General features: G+C 35.8%; 12 protein-coding genes and 1 pseudogene. 3 read left to right on the forward strand and 10 right to left on the reverse strand.

From position 1 onward, the window contains the following. Nucleotides 1-19: 19 nt before the first annotated feature. Genes G7057_RS03985 through G7057_RS03995 form a run of 3 tightly spaced genes read right to left on the reverse strand, consistent with a single transcriptional unit; the run spans nt 20 to nt 3,414 of the window. On the reverse strand, nt 20-1,636 hold the full coding sequence (locus G7057_RS03985; RefSeq protein ID WP_076768316.1) for an ABC transporter substrate-binding protein: 1,617 nt from the start codon (nt 1,634-1,636) through the stop codon (nt 20-22). Between the two features lie 28 nt (nt 1,637-1,664). After that, nucleotides 1,665-2,546, reverse strand: a complete 882-nt coding sequence (locus G7057_RS03990) for a carbohydrate ABC transporter permease (RefSeq protein ID WP_166161520.1) — start codon at nt 2,544-2,546, stop codon at nt 1,665-1,667. A 10-nt stretch (nt 2,547-2,556) separates the two neighbouring features. Next, nucleotides 2,557-3,414 carry an ABC transporter permease gene (locus G7057_RS03995; protein WP_083686924.1) on the reverse strand — a complete coding sequence of 286 codons (858 nt, stop codon included), beginning with the start codon at nt 3,412-3,414 and terminating at the stop codon, nt 2,557-2,559. Between the two features lie 717 nt (nt 3,415-4,131). Between G7057_RS03995 and G7057_RS12035 the strand changes: the two are divergent. Continuing rightward, nucleotides 4,132-4,274: pseudogene (locus G7057_RS12035) on the forward strand (IS1380 family transposase); the annotation flags it as partial. A gap of 667 nt (nt 4,275-4,941) precedes the next feature. On the opposite strand, the gene G7057_RS04000 reads toward G7057_RS12035, so the two are convergent. Next, entirely contained in the window at nt 4,942-5,142 is a 201-nt protein-coding gene (locus tag G7057_RS04000; RefSeq protein ID WP_076768310.1) for a cold-shock protein, read from the reverse strand. Nucleotides 5,143-5,400: 258 nt separating this feature from the next. On the opposite strand from G7057_RS04000, the gene gloA reads away from it, so the two are divergent. Further along, entirely contained in the window at nt 5,401-5,781 is a 381-nt protein-coding gene (gloA, locus tag G7057_RS04005; RefSeq protein WP_076768307.1) for a lactoylglutathione lyase, read from the forward strand. Nucleotides 5,782-5,905: 124 nt separating this feature from the next. Here gloA and G7057_RS04010 read toward each other — a convergent pair whose 3' ends face one another. The 6 genes from G7057_RS04010 to G7057_RS04035 form a co-directional block, all read right to left on the reverse strand. After that, the gene (locus tag G7057_RS04010; protein WP_166161522.1) at nt 5,906-9,013 is read right to left on the reverse strand and encodes a type I restriction endonuclease subunit R; all 3,108 of its coding nucleotides are present in this window, start codon (nt 9,011-9,013) and stop codon (nt 5,906-5,908) included. Beyond that, nucleotides 9,006-10,127, reverse strand: coding sequence for an ATP-binding protein (locus G7057_RS04015; RefSeq protein WP_166161524.1), 1,122 nt, complete (start codon nt 10,125-10,127; stop codon nt 9,006-9,008). Before G7057_RS04015 ends, G7057_RS04010 begins: the two co-directional genes overlap by 8 nt. Before the next feature lies 1 nt (nt 10,128). Then, the gene (locus G7057_RS04020; RefSeq protein WP_227004652.1) at nt 10,129-11,232 is read right to left on the reverse strand and encodes a restriction endonuclease subunit S; all 1,104 of its coding nucleotides are present in this window, start codon (nt 11,230-11,232) and stop codon (nt 10,129-10,131) included. A 14-nt stretch (nt 11,233-11,246) separates the two neighbouring features. Further along, nucleotides 11,247-12,794 (reverse strand): type I restriction-modification system subunit M, encoded by a 1,548-nt coding sequence (locus tag G7057_RS04025; RefSeq protein ID WP_166161528.1) that lies wholly within the window; start codon nt 12,792-12,794, stop codon nt 11,247-11,249. 309 nt (nt 12,795-13,103) lie between these two features. Further along, on the reverse strand, nt 13,104-13,595 hold the full coding sequence (locus G7057_RS04030; protein ID WP_166161530.1) for a hypothetical protein: 492 nt from the start codon (nt 13,593-13,595) through the stop codon (nt 13,104-13,106). 451 nt (nt 13,596-14,046) lie between these two features. Then, nucleotides 14,047-16,335 (reverse strand): glycine zipper family protein, encoded by a 2,289-nt coding sequence (locus G7057_RS04035; protein WP_166161532.1) that lies wholly within the window; start codon nt 16,333-16,335, stop codon nt 14,047-14,049. A 606-nt stretch (nt 16,336-16,941) separates the two neighbouring features. Between G7057_RS04035 and G7057_RS04040 the strand changes: the two genes are divergently transcribed. Next, nucleotides 16,942-17,700 (forward strand): hypothetical protein, encoded by a 759-nt coding sequence (locus G7057_RS04040; RefSeq protein WP_227004653.1) that lies wholly within the window; start codon nt 16,942-16,944, stop codon nt 17,698-17,700. Nucleotides 17,701-17,780: the final 80 nt, after the last annotated feature.

Below are 17,780 nucleotides of genomic sequence, written 5' to 3' on the forward strand. Positions count from 1 at the left end.
TTGCTGTTTTCTGGACTACTTACTCATTGGTTGCTTGGTTTTGATTGTATGCCTCTTGTTTGATGGTCATCCATTCACTCAATCCCAAACGTTCCAATTCTTCAATATAGCTGTCCCACTCTTCATCAATTTTTCCATTGGTAATCCATTCTGCCCTTTTCCGATTCACAAACGGAAATAGATCGGCATCAATTTGAGCAATTCTGTCTGCGTTCTCCAGAGACAAGAACACACGTGGATAGTTGTTTTCATTATTGACAAATTCTAAATAGTTGTCATGGAAAATATCGAGACGCCATTTTGCATCATCCGGCATAGTTGTAACTGTTCCATAGTATTCATCCAAAATCGCTAACGGGCCACCCGCTTCAGTTTTTTGACGCAATTCTCCAGGCGCTGTTCCCTCTAACGGTAAATGTTTCAACATTTGATTTTCTTCGTCCAATTCGAAGATATTTTGCAACTCTTCATCCCCGTAGGTTCCCCAGTTATTTTGAACGGATTGAATAGGTTCATACATTTGATCGACCCATTTTGCCGTTAGTTCTAAATTCTTATTTGCACTGGTGATTACGAAACGGTCTCTACTAAAGCCAAAGCCGTTGGTACGGGTAACATGCTTGATCCCAGTAGGTCCTTCTAGTACAGGAAGCGGTTGATAGGATTCGTTGTCACCAGAAACATTCATTTTATCCCAGGTGAAGTACAGCCCATATCTTTGTTCCTTTCCTTTGGCAATATAGGCATTCCAATCATGCTCAAATACTTCTGAATCAATTAAGCCTTTGTTATATAATTCGTTGAAGTATTTCGTAGCTTCTTTGTATTCCTCGTTATCCGCAGTAAAATCAATTGTACCATCATCATTTACTACGAGATGGTCATCGTTGTCACCGATTCCAAACGCACCATATAAAAACTTCATATCTTCGTTTCCACCGTCAAAAATAAACGAAATTGGGATTTCATCCGCTTCACCGTTCCCATTGGGATCTTGGGTTTTGAAAGCTTCCAACACGGTCATCAGTTCGTCTGTTGTTTGTGGCATTTCCAAACCTAAGGCATCCAACCATTCTACATTAATCCAAGGAATATCATTAACTGTATGAATCGATTCTTTCCCTTGTCCTAATTCCTCAATCCACGGCAAAGAATAAATGTGCCCGTCCGGTGCCGTAATCATTCCTAAATACTCCGGATTTTCGTCGAGAACTTTTTTGAAATTCGGCATGTGTTTTTCAATCAAATCTTCAATCGGAATAATGACCCCGTCTTTTGCCCAAGACAGCAAGTCATAGTCACTTGCACCTGCATTCCACATCGCATCAGGTAAATCACCGGAAGAAATATCTAGGTTTCGTTTTTCTACATAATCCGATGAATAGTTTTTCCAATCAATATGAACACCTGATTCTTCTTCCAATCGCTGGAAAATCAATTTTTCATTCGGATCAGCAGGTGCTAGCGGCGAACTAGAAGTCGTCATTTTCAGTGTCACGGTTTCTTCCAAAGGTAGGGTGATATCCGTTAATTCATAATCCGGAGAAGATGCACTATTTTTATTTCCCGAACAAGCTGCTAGCAAGGTTATTGCAGTGGTACTTAGAATAAAGGGGGCAATTTTTTTATTTTTCATAATGAGTGATACTCCTTTTTTTATATTTTTAACCTTTTAATGAACCTGCCATAATACCTTTGTCAAAGTACTTCTGGAAGAATGGATACATGATTAAGAGCGGCAAACTCGATACTACAATGGTCGAATATTTAATTAATTCAGCCAACTGTGCCATTTCAGCCATTTCAGTAGCAGCACCTACCATATCTTGTTGTGGCTGATTTTGAATTAAAATTTTCCTTAATACAAGTTGGAGGGGTTGTAAATCTGCATCATTCAAATAAATCATCGCATCAAAGTAGGAATTCCATTGTCCAACAAAAGCATACAGAAACAGCACAAAGATAATTGGTTTAGCAAGCGGTAACATAATTTTCAGAAAAACTTGCATCTCGTTGGCCCCATCCATGATGGCTGCTTCTTCCAGTTCAGTAGGCATTTGCCTAAAATACGTTCTTGCCAGAATAATATTCCAGACATTCACAGCTCCTGGAAGAACAATTGCCCATATCGAGTTGAGCATTCCCAAATTCTTGATCAACAAGTAGGTAGGAACCAACCCTCCCCCGATGAACATGGTGATCATGAGGAAAGTAGTGATGGGTCTTTTCCCTACTAAGTTTTTCTTTGATAATGGGTAAGCAGTTAGAACGGACAACGCAACAGTGAGAATACTAAAAGAAAACGAGTAAACAATCGAATTGATAAACCCTCGTACAATCGCTGGATCTTGCAATACTCTTCGATAACCTTCCAGCGTCCAGTTTGCCGGGTTGAAGCTGAGGCCTTGTGATCGTAGTATGAACGGGTCCATAAAGGAAGCTATCAATACATAGATTAAGGGTCCCAAAGTGACAAGAATAAGTAGCCCGATCACCATACGATTCAACCATAAAATCCGCTTGTCAAATTTTGTTAATGAAATCATTTTATCCTCCTTACAGAACGTTTCCGTCTTCGCTTATTTTATTCGCAATTGCATTTACAATGAACAGTAAAATAATGTTAATGACAGTATTGAATAACCCAACGGCTGTGGAATATCCATAGTCGCCCATTTGTAGACCCACTTTGTAGACATAGGTTGAGATAATCTCAGAGACCGGTAGATTCATAGGTGTCTGCATCAAGAATGCTTTCTCATAACCGACGTTCATTACCCCTCCAACTGATAAGATGAACTGAATCAGCATCATCGGTCGAAGCGTGGGCAGGTCAATATACCAAATACGCTGCAGGATATTTGCACCATCAATGAACGATGCATCGATTAATTCTTGGCTTACATTTGATAGTGCAGCTGTATAGAGGACAGAAGCCCAACCCATTCCCTGCCAGATTCCAGAGGCAATATAGAGCGTACGGAAATAGCTGGGTTGAGTCATAAATCGCACCGTTTGTCCCGTTACGGATTCTATAATAGCGTTTATTGGCCCATTCGCAGCCAAAAAGACAAACAGCATTCCGACGATAATAACCAATGAAATAAAGTTTGGCGCATAGAGAATCAGTTGAAATCTTTTTTTCCATTTCCTATTCATAATTTGGTTCAATGAAATCGCAAGTATGACGGGAGGAAAGAATCCTAAAATTAATCCGTAAATGCTGATTTTTAATGTGTTCTCTAACAGCATCCCGAAATTTGGTGAGCCTAAGAATTCTCTGAAGTTGTCTAACCCTATCCAATCACTACCCCAAATCCCTTGCAATGGATTATAATCCTTAAAAGCTAATAAAATTCCATACATGGGGATATACTTAAAAATCAAAGTCAGTAGTAACCCCGGAAGTAACATCAGGTACAAGAGGCGGTGCTTTTTAATATATTCCCATCTTGAAGAACGTCTTTTTACTTTCGTTTCTGATTTATCAAAGGCAGATGTTGCCAATTCTTTTCCCTCCTTTTGAAACGTTTCCAATTTGTTCGAAAAATAAAGTTCCCTTTTTGGAAACGTTTCATTTATAGGGCTATATTACCACCCTATGAAAGGGCTGTCAATTGTTTTTTTTATTTTTGATTTTTCAATTTAAGCCAGACAGAGCCGGTTCATCTAGATAACTCAAAACATACTTCCAGTGGCGTCTGGTAATCCACATTACTATGATGTCATAGGGCATTTGTAGCACTAAGTAAAATAAACTGGAAACAACATCCTGAATCATTCATCTTTTTCCTAAATATTCACTAAAAGCGTATTGTGGCGCTATTATTCTATCTACATCCCTGCACCATTTGGGTGTACAAAAAAACCCCAATCTTCTATGGTCAAAGCGTCTAAACCTAACCAAGGAAAGAGGTCCTCTCAATGGCTAAATTACAGGAAAGATGCGTAAAATTCAACTCAAAATTGCTAGTGAATAATACGGGTGAGAATCTTTTCATGGATTCGAGCTTCTCAAAATTAGCCGGCTATCCTGCTGATTCATCCGCCAACTCACTGAAGGAATACCCAGTTACTTAAGAAAGAAGCCATCGCCTCACAAGCTTCGCCTTCCCGGTTCTGGGATAGAATGTGTCCGCCCAGACTGTGTTCCGGCTTTACCACAAGGAAGCCATGGAAATTTCATCTAGGAAGCAACGAACGGCTTCTATTTTGATAAGACCGACAGTTCCTCCTTCTTGGAGAACCATGACGGCATGATGGTCAGCTTGTTGGATTGGTAAGTCATGCTAATGGCTATTCTTAAAAAATTGAAATGCTTAAACCTTAAAAAAACATTTTTCAAGAAGAATTCAGGCGTATGAATAGTTCATAGTTCAATTTAAATATTATTTTCGCATTGTTTAATTATTGTTTTAGAGTGATTTCACTTAACAGAATGTCTTTCTACAATTTTGTGCTTTACAATTTTGGATTTTACTTTTTCATCTTTATCAACGACTTTTATTAGTAACGCAAATTGTAAAATTAAGTTAGACAACTAAAAGAACCATTCGTGGTACACTCAAACTGTATTTCCGACCAAAGAATCCAACTGTATTATGCTTTGTATTTGAAAAGTGTTTAACAACATCTTCAAACTTCATAGTACTCCCCATTTTCATTGAAAATTCACCAAAAATCATTTCCGAAACTTCAGCTATCTTTTTTGGTTGATTCGATAAAAAAATATATTCATATTAGTCACTCTTCCAATTTTTTTTAAGATTATCGGTAACATTAACTGATACTATCTAATAAAGAGTCTCAAATTAAAAGGAAAGTACAACTGTTGTATCAACAAATTTCTCGTTTTTTTAACACGGATTAGAAAAATAATGCGCTAAAAAGAAAAAACACCTCAGCGAATTTGCTGAGGTGTTTGATAAGTTAAAGTTTAAATTAAGCTTTGTGAACGTTAACTGCTTGAGGTCCACGGTTACCTTGTTCTACTTCAAAAGTAACTGCTTGCCCTTCGTCTAAAGATTTGAATCCTTCAGATTGGATTGCTGAGAAGTGTACGAATACATCGTCAGAACCTTCACATTCGATAAATCCAAAACCTTTTTCTGCGTTAAACCATTTTACTGTACCGTTATTCATAATGATATTCCTCCGTTGTGCTTTTTGCACGTTTTATTATAATACTTCGTTCAAAAAATAAAGAGAGAATTAATCACATACATGAATAACATACAATCTTATTTTGTTAACAAAATTACTACATTGATAACTATAACCCTTTTCTCGACATAAGTAAAGGGGGGAGAACATTAAGTTAATCAACTAAGTGAATCAAATGCGTAAATAATCGATTCATGTTAGAATAGAATTAAGACATTTTTGGAGGATGATATAATTATGAACCAAGTATTAGTTGAAATTTGCTTACGTGTTAGAGACATTGAAGCTACTTTAGACTTCTATACAAACCTATTTGATTTTGAGATTGCGAGCCGCAGAGAATTTCCAGAGAATAAATTTGATTTGATCTACTTGAACTCACCTGGTTCTTCTGTTCAAATCGAATTAACGTATAACTATGATGCAGAGCCATACGAAGTTGGAAATGGCTTTAGTCATTTAGGTGTAACCGTTAGTGACTTAGAAAAAATGCATGACATCTGTAAAGCATCTGCCTACGAAACAGGCGAATTAAAAGGCCTTGCAGGTGGCAAACCATCTTACTTCTTCGTAACAGATCCCGATGGTTACCGTATTGAAGTAAAACGCGAGAAATAATAGATAAGAACTTCATCTAAATTAGCTAGTTGCTATTTCGGCTGTCTAATTTAGGGGGAGTTCTTATATTTTGTTGTTTATCTAAGATAATATTTTACGTATGATTTAAATTGTTCTGTCTCTTTCAGACATTTCCTCCTACGCCTTTAAACTTCTCTACAAATGCTGCAATTTTTTCAAAAACACTTTGCTTTTTTGTTAAATACTTAGGATTTAACGGACTCATTTTTGGTAGAATACTATTCAATTCTGATCCATTTTCACTAGCATATTCTCTCTTCAGTGAAGTAAGTATATACCTCTTTGCCGCCTCTTCATTAAGGTCTTCAGCCTGAATTAATTCCTCGGCTTCACGTTTTTGCTCAGCTTGAGCGAAGGAGAAGAACGCCTCAATAATACTTGCCTTATCATGAATCTCATTTAAATCTGTCTGATTGATAAAGTCGACTACTAAGCTTTCTTTAGCACGGTTCCCCACACTGGATCGGATTAATCGACGGACCTCATCAACAATTGAAGCTTTATCATTTGTTTTCTTGTTCTTTTCAAAAATCAATTCGAGAATATAATCTAGATTGATTTCTTGTGACTTTAATAAGTCTACTTCAAAGACTACATCATCCCAATCAATCGTTGATTGTTCTTTTTCTTTTCCGTCTTTTTCACGGCGAAGCCAGTCCCGAATATCATTATAAGTAGAACGATAGTCTTGAATCAGTCTTTCTTTCGGTATCTCAACCTCTTGCATAACAGCTATATCCTCATCAGTTAAGTAATGAGTAGCTTTAAATGACTCTAAAGCTTCTTGATCGTGTATATCTACCGATTGTAGGGCTTTTAAACTAGCAAACTCATCATAATTTTGTAGAATATTTTCAACACGTAGATACTCTCCAAAAAGTTTCACAAAATCTTTTTTGTCTTTTTCAGTCGTAATGTCATCAATATCCGAAAAGCGCTCCTCTAATTCTTGCACTACATCTAAATAACCACGACGCGCTTCACCGGTAGATATATCAGTAAAGCCTTCCATATATTCTCTGTAACTTTTTTCGAGGACTACGTTTTTAGTGTTTTTATCTCCAAAGAGAGTAATTGCATCAATAGTCGCTTCCTCTAAATCTCTAAAAGTTACAATGTTTCCAAATGTTTTGGTCGAATCATAAATTCGATTCGTTCGTGAGAAAGCTTGCATCAATCCATGGTAACGAAGATTTTTATCCACAAATAATGTGTTTAAGGTTGGTGCATCAAAACCGGTTAAGAACATCCCAACTACTATTAACAAATCAACTTCTTTTTTCCTTACTCGATTCGCAAGGTCACGATAATAATTCTGGAATCCTTTACTATCGACATTATAATTCGTTTTAAACATCGTATTGTAATCTTTAATTGCACTTGCTAAAAACTCTTTGGCACTACTTTCCATAGCAGTAATTTCAAATGTCTCATCAAGAATTTCACCTATGGCACTTTGCTCTTCATTGGCAGCAAATGAAAAAATTGTTGCGACTTTAAGAGGTTTATCGCTATCTTTCTGTAAGGCCATCAATGACTCATAGTAAAGCTTGGCTGCAGCAACACTACTGACAGCAAACATAGCATTGAATCCCTTACCATTAGCGTGCGTACGATGCGTTTTTATGCGGAAGTTATTTTGAATGTACTGAGATATTTCTTTAATTCTTTCTGGGTGTAACAAGGCTTCTTTGTTTTCTGCTGCAGTTAGTTTCTTCTCATCTCGTTCCATCTCAATAGACTTGAAGCGCGGATGCACATCGTTATAATCCACTTTAAACTTTAGAACTTTTTCATCTCTGATTGCATCGGTAATCACATAAGCATGTAACTCTCTTCCAAATACAGTCGCAGTCGTATCTGAGCCCAAGGCATTCTCAGGAAAAATAGGCGTGCCAGTAAAACCAAATTGATAGTACTTTTTAAATTTTTTGGTTATATTCTTTTGAGCTTCACCAAACTGTGAGCGGTGAGCCTCATCGAAAATGAACACAACGTGTTTGTTATAGATAGGTAGTTCTGCTTCACCTTTGATTAGATTATTCAGCTTCTGTATAGTAGTAACAATGATTTTGTTATCATCTTTTTCTATATTTCGCTTTAGTCCTGCTGTATTTTCTGAACCATTAACACTATCAGGTGAAAAGCGTTGATACTCTTTCATCGTCTGATAATCTAAGTCTTTTCTATCTACTACGAAAAATACCTTATCAATAAATTCTAATTCCGTAGCCAAACGAGCAGCTTTAAAACTCGTCAACGTTTTTCCCGATCCTGTTGTATGCCATATGAAGCCACCACTTTCGATGGAACTCCATTTTTTGGTTTGATACGCACTTTTTATTTTCCACAAGATGCGTTCGGTTGCTGCTATTTGATAAGGGCGCATGACAAGTAACGTGTCACTCGAATCAAAGACTGAATAATTAAATAGTACATTCAACATCGTATTCTTATTAAAGAATGTCGCTGTGAAATCTTTTAAATCCTTTATCAGCGTATTATCTGCTTTCGCCCAGTTCATTGTAAAATCAAAACTATTCTTATCTCGTTTTGTCGTATTCGCAAAGTAGCGCGTGTCAGTCCCATTAGAAATCACGAAAATCTGTAAGTATTTAAATAGAGAATTCTCTGAATTAAAGCTCTCTTTGCTGTACCGATTCACTTGATTGAATGCTTCACGAATAGCGATACCACGTTTCTTTAATTCCATTTGTATTAAAGGAAGCCCATTAACTAGGATTGTCACATCATATCGGTTAGTCTGTGTTCCTTTTAGCTCAAACTGTGAAATCACCTGCACTTTGTTTTTTGCGAGATTCTGTTTATCCATTAGATAGATATTTTGAATATGACCATCATCAAATACAAAATCGTAAATATAGTCAGTATGAATTTTACGCGTTTTATCAATGTGATTATCACTGGGTGTATCTAAAAACTGCTCACAAAACCGAATCCATTCCGCCTCAGTAAACTCAATATTGTTAAGTTTTTGTAATTGCACACGTACATTCGCAAGCATCTTTTCAGGAGTCGTTAAACCCGGCAGATATTCATACCCCTGATTGATTAAATCCTGGATAAAATCTCGTTCAAGTGCCGATTCTGTTTGATAGCTTGCTTGCACTTCATTTACCTCTGAGTACTTGGTATACTTTTCCAGTACGATGAAGTTGTTTGACTCCGCAATGGTTTTTAAGTCATTCATCTTCTTCCTCCTTCCAAAAACCATAATTATTAATCAAATGTTCAAGTAAATATTTTACAGTTTTCTTTTCTTGGGGAGATGGTTCTGCTGCACTCTCATAAGCTAATGTAGAATGACTTGTAAACTGAATTATACGATTATAATAAGCTTCCTGATTATTAGGAAGTAATCGTGACCACGAAGGAAATCCAAGAAAACTTGCTGTTTTTTCATAGAGGTTTCTTAATAGAGTGAAATGGTACCTTTGTACTTGATTGCCCTCAATGGCATTCTCTATCGTTTTTTTCAAAAATAAGTGATAGGAGAAACTCTTATTCGAGTCTCCTCCCTTTGTGTCAAACTCAAAAGTGCCATCTTCCTGGCGTTCTATCATGTAACATGTCTTACTTTTGATTTCGTTATATAACACATTATAAAAAGTAGTATTGTGTGATGTGATGACAAACTTAAGTCCTGAATCACTTCTCTTAATTAATTGTGCCAAGTCTACAGCAAGCTGAATTAGATGGTTGTCATCTAGTGAAGTTACGGGATCATCAATAAAAACATACTTCAACTCATCAAACTGATTTGTTTCTCTATCGGCCGGATCGGGGACACTTAATACGTTAATAGCCTGTTCAAAAAGTGAATAAAATACACTCCATATGAAACTACTCTCCTCTCCTTTAGAAATCTTGATAGTTTCTGAAATTTCTTCGTTACCCCCCTCATATGAGAAAGTTACTTCAGAAAAATCTTCATTGAAATGTGGTGTTAGTTTGTCATTTGTATAATGTTGAAATTTACTAATTATATTTATGTCTTGCCCTTGCTCTTCAAAAATCCACCTCGTAAAAGAATTAGGCCGAATTATGAGTTTCGGTTTAAGTTCGTTTTCTAGATCGTTATCCCAATAGAACAGGTCTTCCGTAAAAGCATTATAGTAAAGGATTTCTTTTCTTTCCACTTCTAATTCCTCTAGTTCTATATCGCCGTTTGAATTCTGTGAAACTAACAATCTTAATTCTCGTGAAAGTCTTGTTTTCCCATTCCCATTAAAGCCATAAATAAGCTGAACTTTTTTGTTGTTTTCTTTTAGTTGCTGCGCGATCTCATTTAAGCTCTTTCCCATACTATGCATTCCTCTCAATTTTAGGAAATGAAAGCAGCATGTTACGGTAATATTCGTACTGTTTTTGACGCAATTCTATTTCACGAGGTAAACCTTCTGTAATTGAAGATGTTATTGCGTCGAATTTGTCTAGAATAGAGACGATGCGTTCTTTTTCTTCAAGCGAAGGGTTTGGTATTTTAATAGCATTTAAATTCCTTTGATTCAATTTCGGTTGAGCTGCACCTGATATATATGGTGTCAAATCTATACTATTCAAATAATACTCAATATATCTACGTTCAGCATATGTATTGAATTTTAATACATGAGCATGATTATTCACCCAGCTTTTTCCACTAATGCTAAATGCAATTGGTGTATTTCTAGCCAATAAATTCGCACCATCTTCTGAAACGAGTAAAAAATCACCGTCAAAAATAAAATCTTTTACATAGTCAACAATACCAGATGCTCCATAATAAGGAATATCACCAGTTTCTCTCAAACCACTAGTAATGGGTTTACGCATTGAATCATGATTTTCTGCAAGTTCTCCCAACGCCTTCCACTCAACTTCACCCTCTTCAAACGTTAACAACTTATCTCGATAATAAGCATATTGTTTTTGACGAGCTGTAAGCTCTGCTGTAAGCTCTGCTGTAAGCTCTGTGAAGGTATCCAAAATACGGACGATTTCTCCTTGAACTCTGATTGAGGGTACGGGGATTTCAAACCTTTCAAGCATCGGTTTTCTAATTGAAATAGAAGTAGAACCTACACTTTTTTGCAAAATGTACTGTTTAAAATTTTCAGTCATTACGTAATATAAGAACTTGGCTTTTACTTTATCAGAAAGTAAATGGATTCTATATGCGCGCTGATGTAAAGCATATTTCCCTTGGACAAAATGGTATATATCACCAATCCCACCTTCTCCGGGCACAACAATAGCAGTTTCATCAAACTCATAAACATTTGACTTTAAAATATTTTTTGAACGAACATAGAATGGGTACTCCCCGTTTTCCTTTTCATCCTGACGATTCGAACTACCAGTACCTATTTCCGAAAGTTGTCCCAACTGCATCCATTCAACATCAACACCATCAAGCAATTTCTCCATAAAATTCGACTCCATCACGATTCAATCACCTCTATGACCTCATCAATTTCAGCACGGAGCGTGTCAATTTTAGATACAATCTTTTTTATTTCTGCATTCAAATCATCTATATCAATTACTTCTCGTGTGTCTTTTGCTTCCACATAAGAACTGACAGAAAGATTATAGTCATTATCAACGATTGAATCATATTCAATCGTTTTTGCAACGTGATCAATATCTTCTTTACTATCAAATATTCCCATAATTGCTTCAATATGTTCATCCGTAAGTACGTTATTATTGGTTTCCTTTTTATAAAAACCCACGCCACTTGCATCTATAAACTGTGTTCTAGTATCCGTTTTATGTTTAGAGAGAACTAAAATATTCACAGCTATTGAGGTCCCGAAAAATAAATTAGGTGCTAACGAAATAATCGTTTCAACAAAGTTATTGTCAATCAGATACTTTCTGATTTTTTGTTCTGCGCCCCCGCGGTAAAAAATACCGGGGAAACAAACGATAGCAGCTCTTCCTTTACTTGATAGATAACTAAGCGCATGAAGAACGAATGCAAAATCTGCTTTAGATTTCGGTGCTAGTACGCCTGCGGGAGCAAAGCGTTCATCATTAATAAGTGTTGGATCCTCACTCCCAATCCATTTTACGGAATAAGGTGGATTAGACACAATGGCATCAAAAGGTTTCTCATCACCAAAGTGAGGATCTAAAAGGGTATTCCCTAATGCAATATGAAACTTATCGTAGTTTATGTTGTGTAAAAACATATTCATACGCGCAAGGTTATACGTTGTATGGTTAATCTCTTGCCCATAAAAACCATCTTCAATAATGTGCGCATCAAACTGCTTTTTTGCTTGTAACAGTAAGGACCCTGAACCAGCTGCGGGGTCATAAATCTTATTGATTGTTGATTGCTTGTGGATTGCTAATTGGGCAATTAGTTTAGAAACACTCTGAGGTGTGAAGAATTCTCCACCAGATTTACCCGCATTAGCGGCGTAATTTGAGATTAAAAACTCATAGGCATCTCCAAAAAGGTCAATTTGATTTTCTTGGAATTCACCAAAATCAAGCCCTTCAACCCCTTTAATAACTGCAGCTAAACGACTATTTTTATCTTTTACCGTATTTCCTAAGCGATTACTTGTGGTATCAAAATCACCAAATAAGCCTTTAATATCTTTTTCTGATGGATACCCATTTGCTGAGCTTTCAATAGCAGAAAAGATTGTAGCTAAATCTGTATTCAAACTTTCATTTGTGTTTGCAGTTTTAGCGACTGTACTGAACATCTGACTAGGATATATAAAATATCCTTTAGTTTTGATGGCATCATCTTTGATTTCATCCGTTATAATATCATCATTAAGTTCAGCATAATTGATGCTATCATCACCCGCCTCAATATATGCAGCAAAATTCTCACTAATAAAACGATAAAAAAGTGTCCCTAAGACATATTGCTTAAAATCCCATCCGTCCACAGACCCCCGGACATCGTTGGCAATTTTCCAGATTTGAGATTGTAATTTGGCGCGTTGTGCAACACTTGACATATATATACCTCCAACTATTATGTTAAACATTCGCGAGTTCCATCATTCTCAAAGCTGATGATTACTGCGATTCATTAAGATTATTATAGCACAATATACTAGCACTCCTTCCATCAAAAAAAGTTTGATTTAAATTTTTTTATATCTTCTCATACTTATGACTATCTATTATCAACTTAAATGCTTAGTGGTATACCCACGATCATTTTCCTTTACAATTCTTATATTTAATTCTTTATTATATTTTCCCTATATAAAAGCCCCCTAAATCCGTGTCCGGATTTAGGGGGGCACTACATTATCCTAACTCTATTTTCTTTTCTGTGGATTTTTACTCATATTTACTTTTGTTAAAATCATTGAAGATACAACTTCCGTTAAGGGTTCACCTATAGCTTGTTTATAGTTGAATCCAAGTAATTGCATTGTTTTCAAAGTGTCTTTATTTAATAAATCTATTAACAAATCTAAGTTATCCTTCTGGTCTCCCAGATTAGGCATAAATTTTGAAACTAAGTTTATTGTTTGTTTGAGAGTTGACTGCAAATACTCTATGTCTTCATCACTAATAGTTACTTTCTCATATAACTGTCTATATTCATCCGCAATTCTTTGTAATTCATTTTTATTAGTCAAAAGTTCAGTAATTATTTCTTCATATACTTGCTGTTGTGTTTTTATTTCCTTTTTTTCTCTCGCTTGTCTAATTTTAGTATTAACCCATTCTCCTGTTGTTTTTGCTGCAACTTCAGTTAAGGCACCGCCTAATCTAATTGCTTCATTTGCTAACGCTACTTCCATTTTTATTCTCCTCTCCAAATTTTTACATTTTACTTATACTTATCAAAATTGAATCCTTACAGAGCAGGACTAAGATAATTTACTACTGCTTCTTGAATAGAGACATACATAATAACTTGTGCTAACAACAATTCATCTTTTGCTTGTAATCCTTCAAAAATCTTATAAATAACTCGACTATTTTTATATTAAGTAATTAATCTTTCTCGCAAGCTACTATTCTTTATAAATGGATAAAACTTTTGATCATGCTTATCTTTATTAGGTAAATGCCCGTATACATAATCAAGTATTTTTCTCTTGTGAATTTTCTGAAAATGGAATTTGTCTCTCCTCCTAGTTATAGAAAATCTTAGAGTGGTTAAGCTTTAATTATATTTATTTTTGATTTTAAAAACTCACAGTGTTATTCACTAAAGAGCATAGACTCAATCAGCTCAATAGGGGATGATTAGACTGCCGCTAATCTAGCATAATGCATTTGAGCAACTTCCATTATTTCTTCATCATCTGGTAATTCTCGAGCCATAAAAGCATCTTCTACGAGTTCAAGGAAATAGGCATGAATGTAGGCACGAGAGTCTTTGGCAGAATACATTGATTTTAATAATTTATTGAACTTTTTATGCAAGAAGGTTTTTTCTAGTATCGTCTGAAATTCTTCTTGAGACAGCGAACTCATCATGATTGTATCAATGAATTCTTCTTTAGAAATTCTAATCATGGAAACTGCATCATCCTCTATAAAGTTATCTAATACTTTTTTAGCGGATAATGCTCCTAGAGACCCGCCAACAACTGCTCCTATAGCGTTACCAATGCCTGGAACAACTGACCCTACTGCGCTGCCAACTGCTGCTCCTGATGCCATTCCTACTCCAGTAGAAACAGTATTCTTAACCAATTGCTTCATGGACATCCGTCCTCGCAAACAATCAGTCAAGTCCGGTCCAACTGTGATAGCTACTGTTATGACGCCCATTGTACCCTTTTTAACTGCTTCGGTTTTCAATTTATTTGTCATTTGCTTTTTAGCAAATTTTTTGACATACATATCCCCTACGGCTCTACCCATCTGGCTTCCTGCAAACTGTGAAGAGACCATATAAATGACCCCTCCTGTCAGAGTAGGTTTGACTGCTGCTATTGCAGAATTTTTCAAGGCTGCTCTTTTATCGGCTCCTTGCCAAACGCTGTTGCAGTATACCCAGAGACCTGCAACCACACCGTATGGCAAGGCTGCTGCTGCCCCTGTTAAAAAGTCCCCACCTGCCGACCACACTAGTTTTTCACCAAAGGAAACGTCCCTAGTCACTATCTCCCCATTCGAATTTCTAATTACTTTCCCCTTATTATCCCGAACCGCAATCGTACTCCTTCTATCGAAAATCGATTTTGTTGCGATTTGTGAATGCTCATAGGTAAGTGCTCCTTTTTTGACATAGTTCGCTGCATTATTTGGGTTTTCTTCATTTGGTACACGGCCTTGTTCTATTTTTTTTGCCATGTTTTTTAGGGCAGCATCATACTGGTCCCTAGGTACTTCGATTTTCATCATTGAGCCATCCGTATTTACGTACAGGGCTTTTCCACCATTATTTTCGAAGCACTGGTCTATCGACTTGTTTGCTGTCGCGTGATATTTAGTCTGTATATTTACTCCATTTACCGCTCTATCCGCACCATGTTTCTCATGGCTTGCCCCATATTTTTCCGTTGATTTGAAGCGAAGCTTATCATGAAGATCTCCGTAATGTTCCCCCACATGGCCGTGACCTTGTCCCCCACCAAATCGATCATTAATCTGATTCTGACTTAATTCCGCTCCAATACTCCCTAAGCTACCAGCCACAGCTGCATGAGCAACCTGTTTGTTTTTTATATCAACTTTTTCTCTCTTAGTAATGTTATCTACGGCTGAGTCTAATTCTTCCATCTTTCTATAATAATCTTCTACATTATCTTCAATTTCCTCTATATCATCTTCTGTAACACCATTACTGGAGATAACGTTATCTACATGATAACTCCAACCAGAATGGATAGCATGATCAAAAACATCTGCAAGAAATTCTAATTCATTATCGTACAGAATAACACTTTTCTTAGTTCGGCTCGCATAGTACACAGTAAGGCAATTTCCAGTAGTAGTAAACCGGTAAGCGTTCGCGAAAGGCAAATACGTCTTTTCGACATCAAAAACCTGTTGTCTCCCTTGTTTGGGCAGTTCTTTTTGCCTACTAATAATAACGCCCAACGAAGTAACTAAAAAACCATATTCTTGAAACGATAATTCATTATCAGCTGGATTAGCATCGTAGAAGATGTTGGAAACAGAATCCATATCAATATCTACTTCGGTCCCTGAACTAAAGTATTTGGCACGATTATAAGGAATATCATCATAGTAACGAACTTTAGTTACGTCACAATTAGAATATAAAATGGTTGAGAACTGGAAGGAGGAAAGAAGAGGGAAATTTGCATTTTCCCACTCTTCTATATATTTTCCTTCTCCACCGTTTTTTAGATACTGAAAAATTGCAAAAACAATGAGTATGGCAAACAAAAATAAGGCATTACTGTAATATAAAAAACTGTTAATTCCCGATAAGAAACTCTGGATCAGGTTCAATCCATAGATTCCCAATAAAAAATAACCGAATGTCTTAAGCCAATCTAAATTATATTTTCTCCTGATTAACAAGGCAATTCCACCTGCTATAAAAATAACCATCATCAAAACCTCCTTAGACATTTATGGTATTATCCTCATAGTACCTCTTATTTAAAACGCAAACAATATAGCAATTAAATATATAGATGTTATTTATTAATTAATTAAAAATAATAAGTTTCGATTAAAGATTTTTCCCATGCTTCAATCACATGTATTAACCTCAGATGAACCCTCATTCGATATGATACACACACTAGTAATTACCAAAAATAAATATGATTATTTTGTAGTATTATCAGTAAAAAAAACATCCGACCAATAAGAAATAAATTCTATACCCTCGTGATAGTTAAAACTTTATATGAAAATTACTCTGAAGTTCACTCTTCATATAATATTCAATTTTTACAAATCTTTTTCCAAGATTAATTTCATAATAAACACCCAGCTGATAGCGACAAACATGCTCCGGAAGTGTCTTTCCATCGTAACTCCAAATATTATCAAAAGAATCATTTGTTATCGCCCTAAAAAATATTCACTTGTTTGTCACAATTTCATCTTACTCCTCTGAGTTTGAAATACTATCCTACAAGATGCTGTATAATATTAGTGTGAAGACCCTCCATTTGCAGGATGCGTTTATTTGGATGAGAAGAATTTCTTATGTCTCAGCCAATTCAAAAATATGAGGAAATTACGTTTCAACAATTCGTATTGTTTATCAAAACTCACAGCAAACAGATTGAAGAAAATAGCAATACCTATCTAAATCTAGAAGCTTCCATTTCGGAGACAGATCGAAAAATTATTGAGGCACTGCTGCAATCATTTTTACAACTATTAACTCATCCTAACACGGAAGTTAGCAAGGAAAATTATGCGGACCACTTAGATATTTGGCTTCAATCCCAGCTGTCCATTTTAAATAGGAAAAGTTTTAACCTGTTTCAACTGCTTTTCGAAAAGTCGCTAATTACATTAATGATTCAAATAAAATATAACCGAATCTCTGCTGTATTAATGTTTTTATTATCTATTTTTACTTACCTTGTCCAGAGTTACAACAAGTGGGCAGATGAGAGTTTTTCAGTCATTACCAATAAAAATCCCCATGAAAATAGGGAACTTAAAAGACTCCAACTGTTAGACAAATTAAATAAGCTCCTGATTCGCTCTTCAGGAGTTCAAGACTTGCCATATATATTAAAAAAGTGTGAAGACTATTTTCATTATAAACGATGTGTTTTTTACGCTTATATTCCCTGGTCAAATCAGTTCTATGGCGTCATAGGTGCCGAACTTCCAAAGGTGCAAAGCATGAAAGGACAAATAACCGAGGAGAATATCTTTTTAGTTAAAAAAACCAATTTATTTAAAGAGCCCCCAAAATTATATAAAAAAAGAGCATATCAAATTATTTAATCTGTCTTCTATTATTTTTTTACCGCTCACTCATAAAAATCAGTTGTTTGGGTGGCTTACTTTTGATAAGCTAGGGGAAG

This window comes from Jeotgalibaca arthritidis, from assembly GCF_011100465.1.
GTDB classification, from domain to species: domain Bacteria; phylum Bacillota; class Bacilli; order Lactobacillales; family Aerococcaceae; genus Jeotgalibaca; species Jeotgalibaca arthritidis.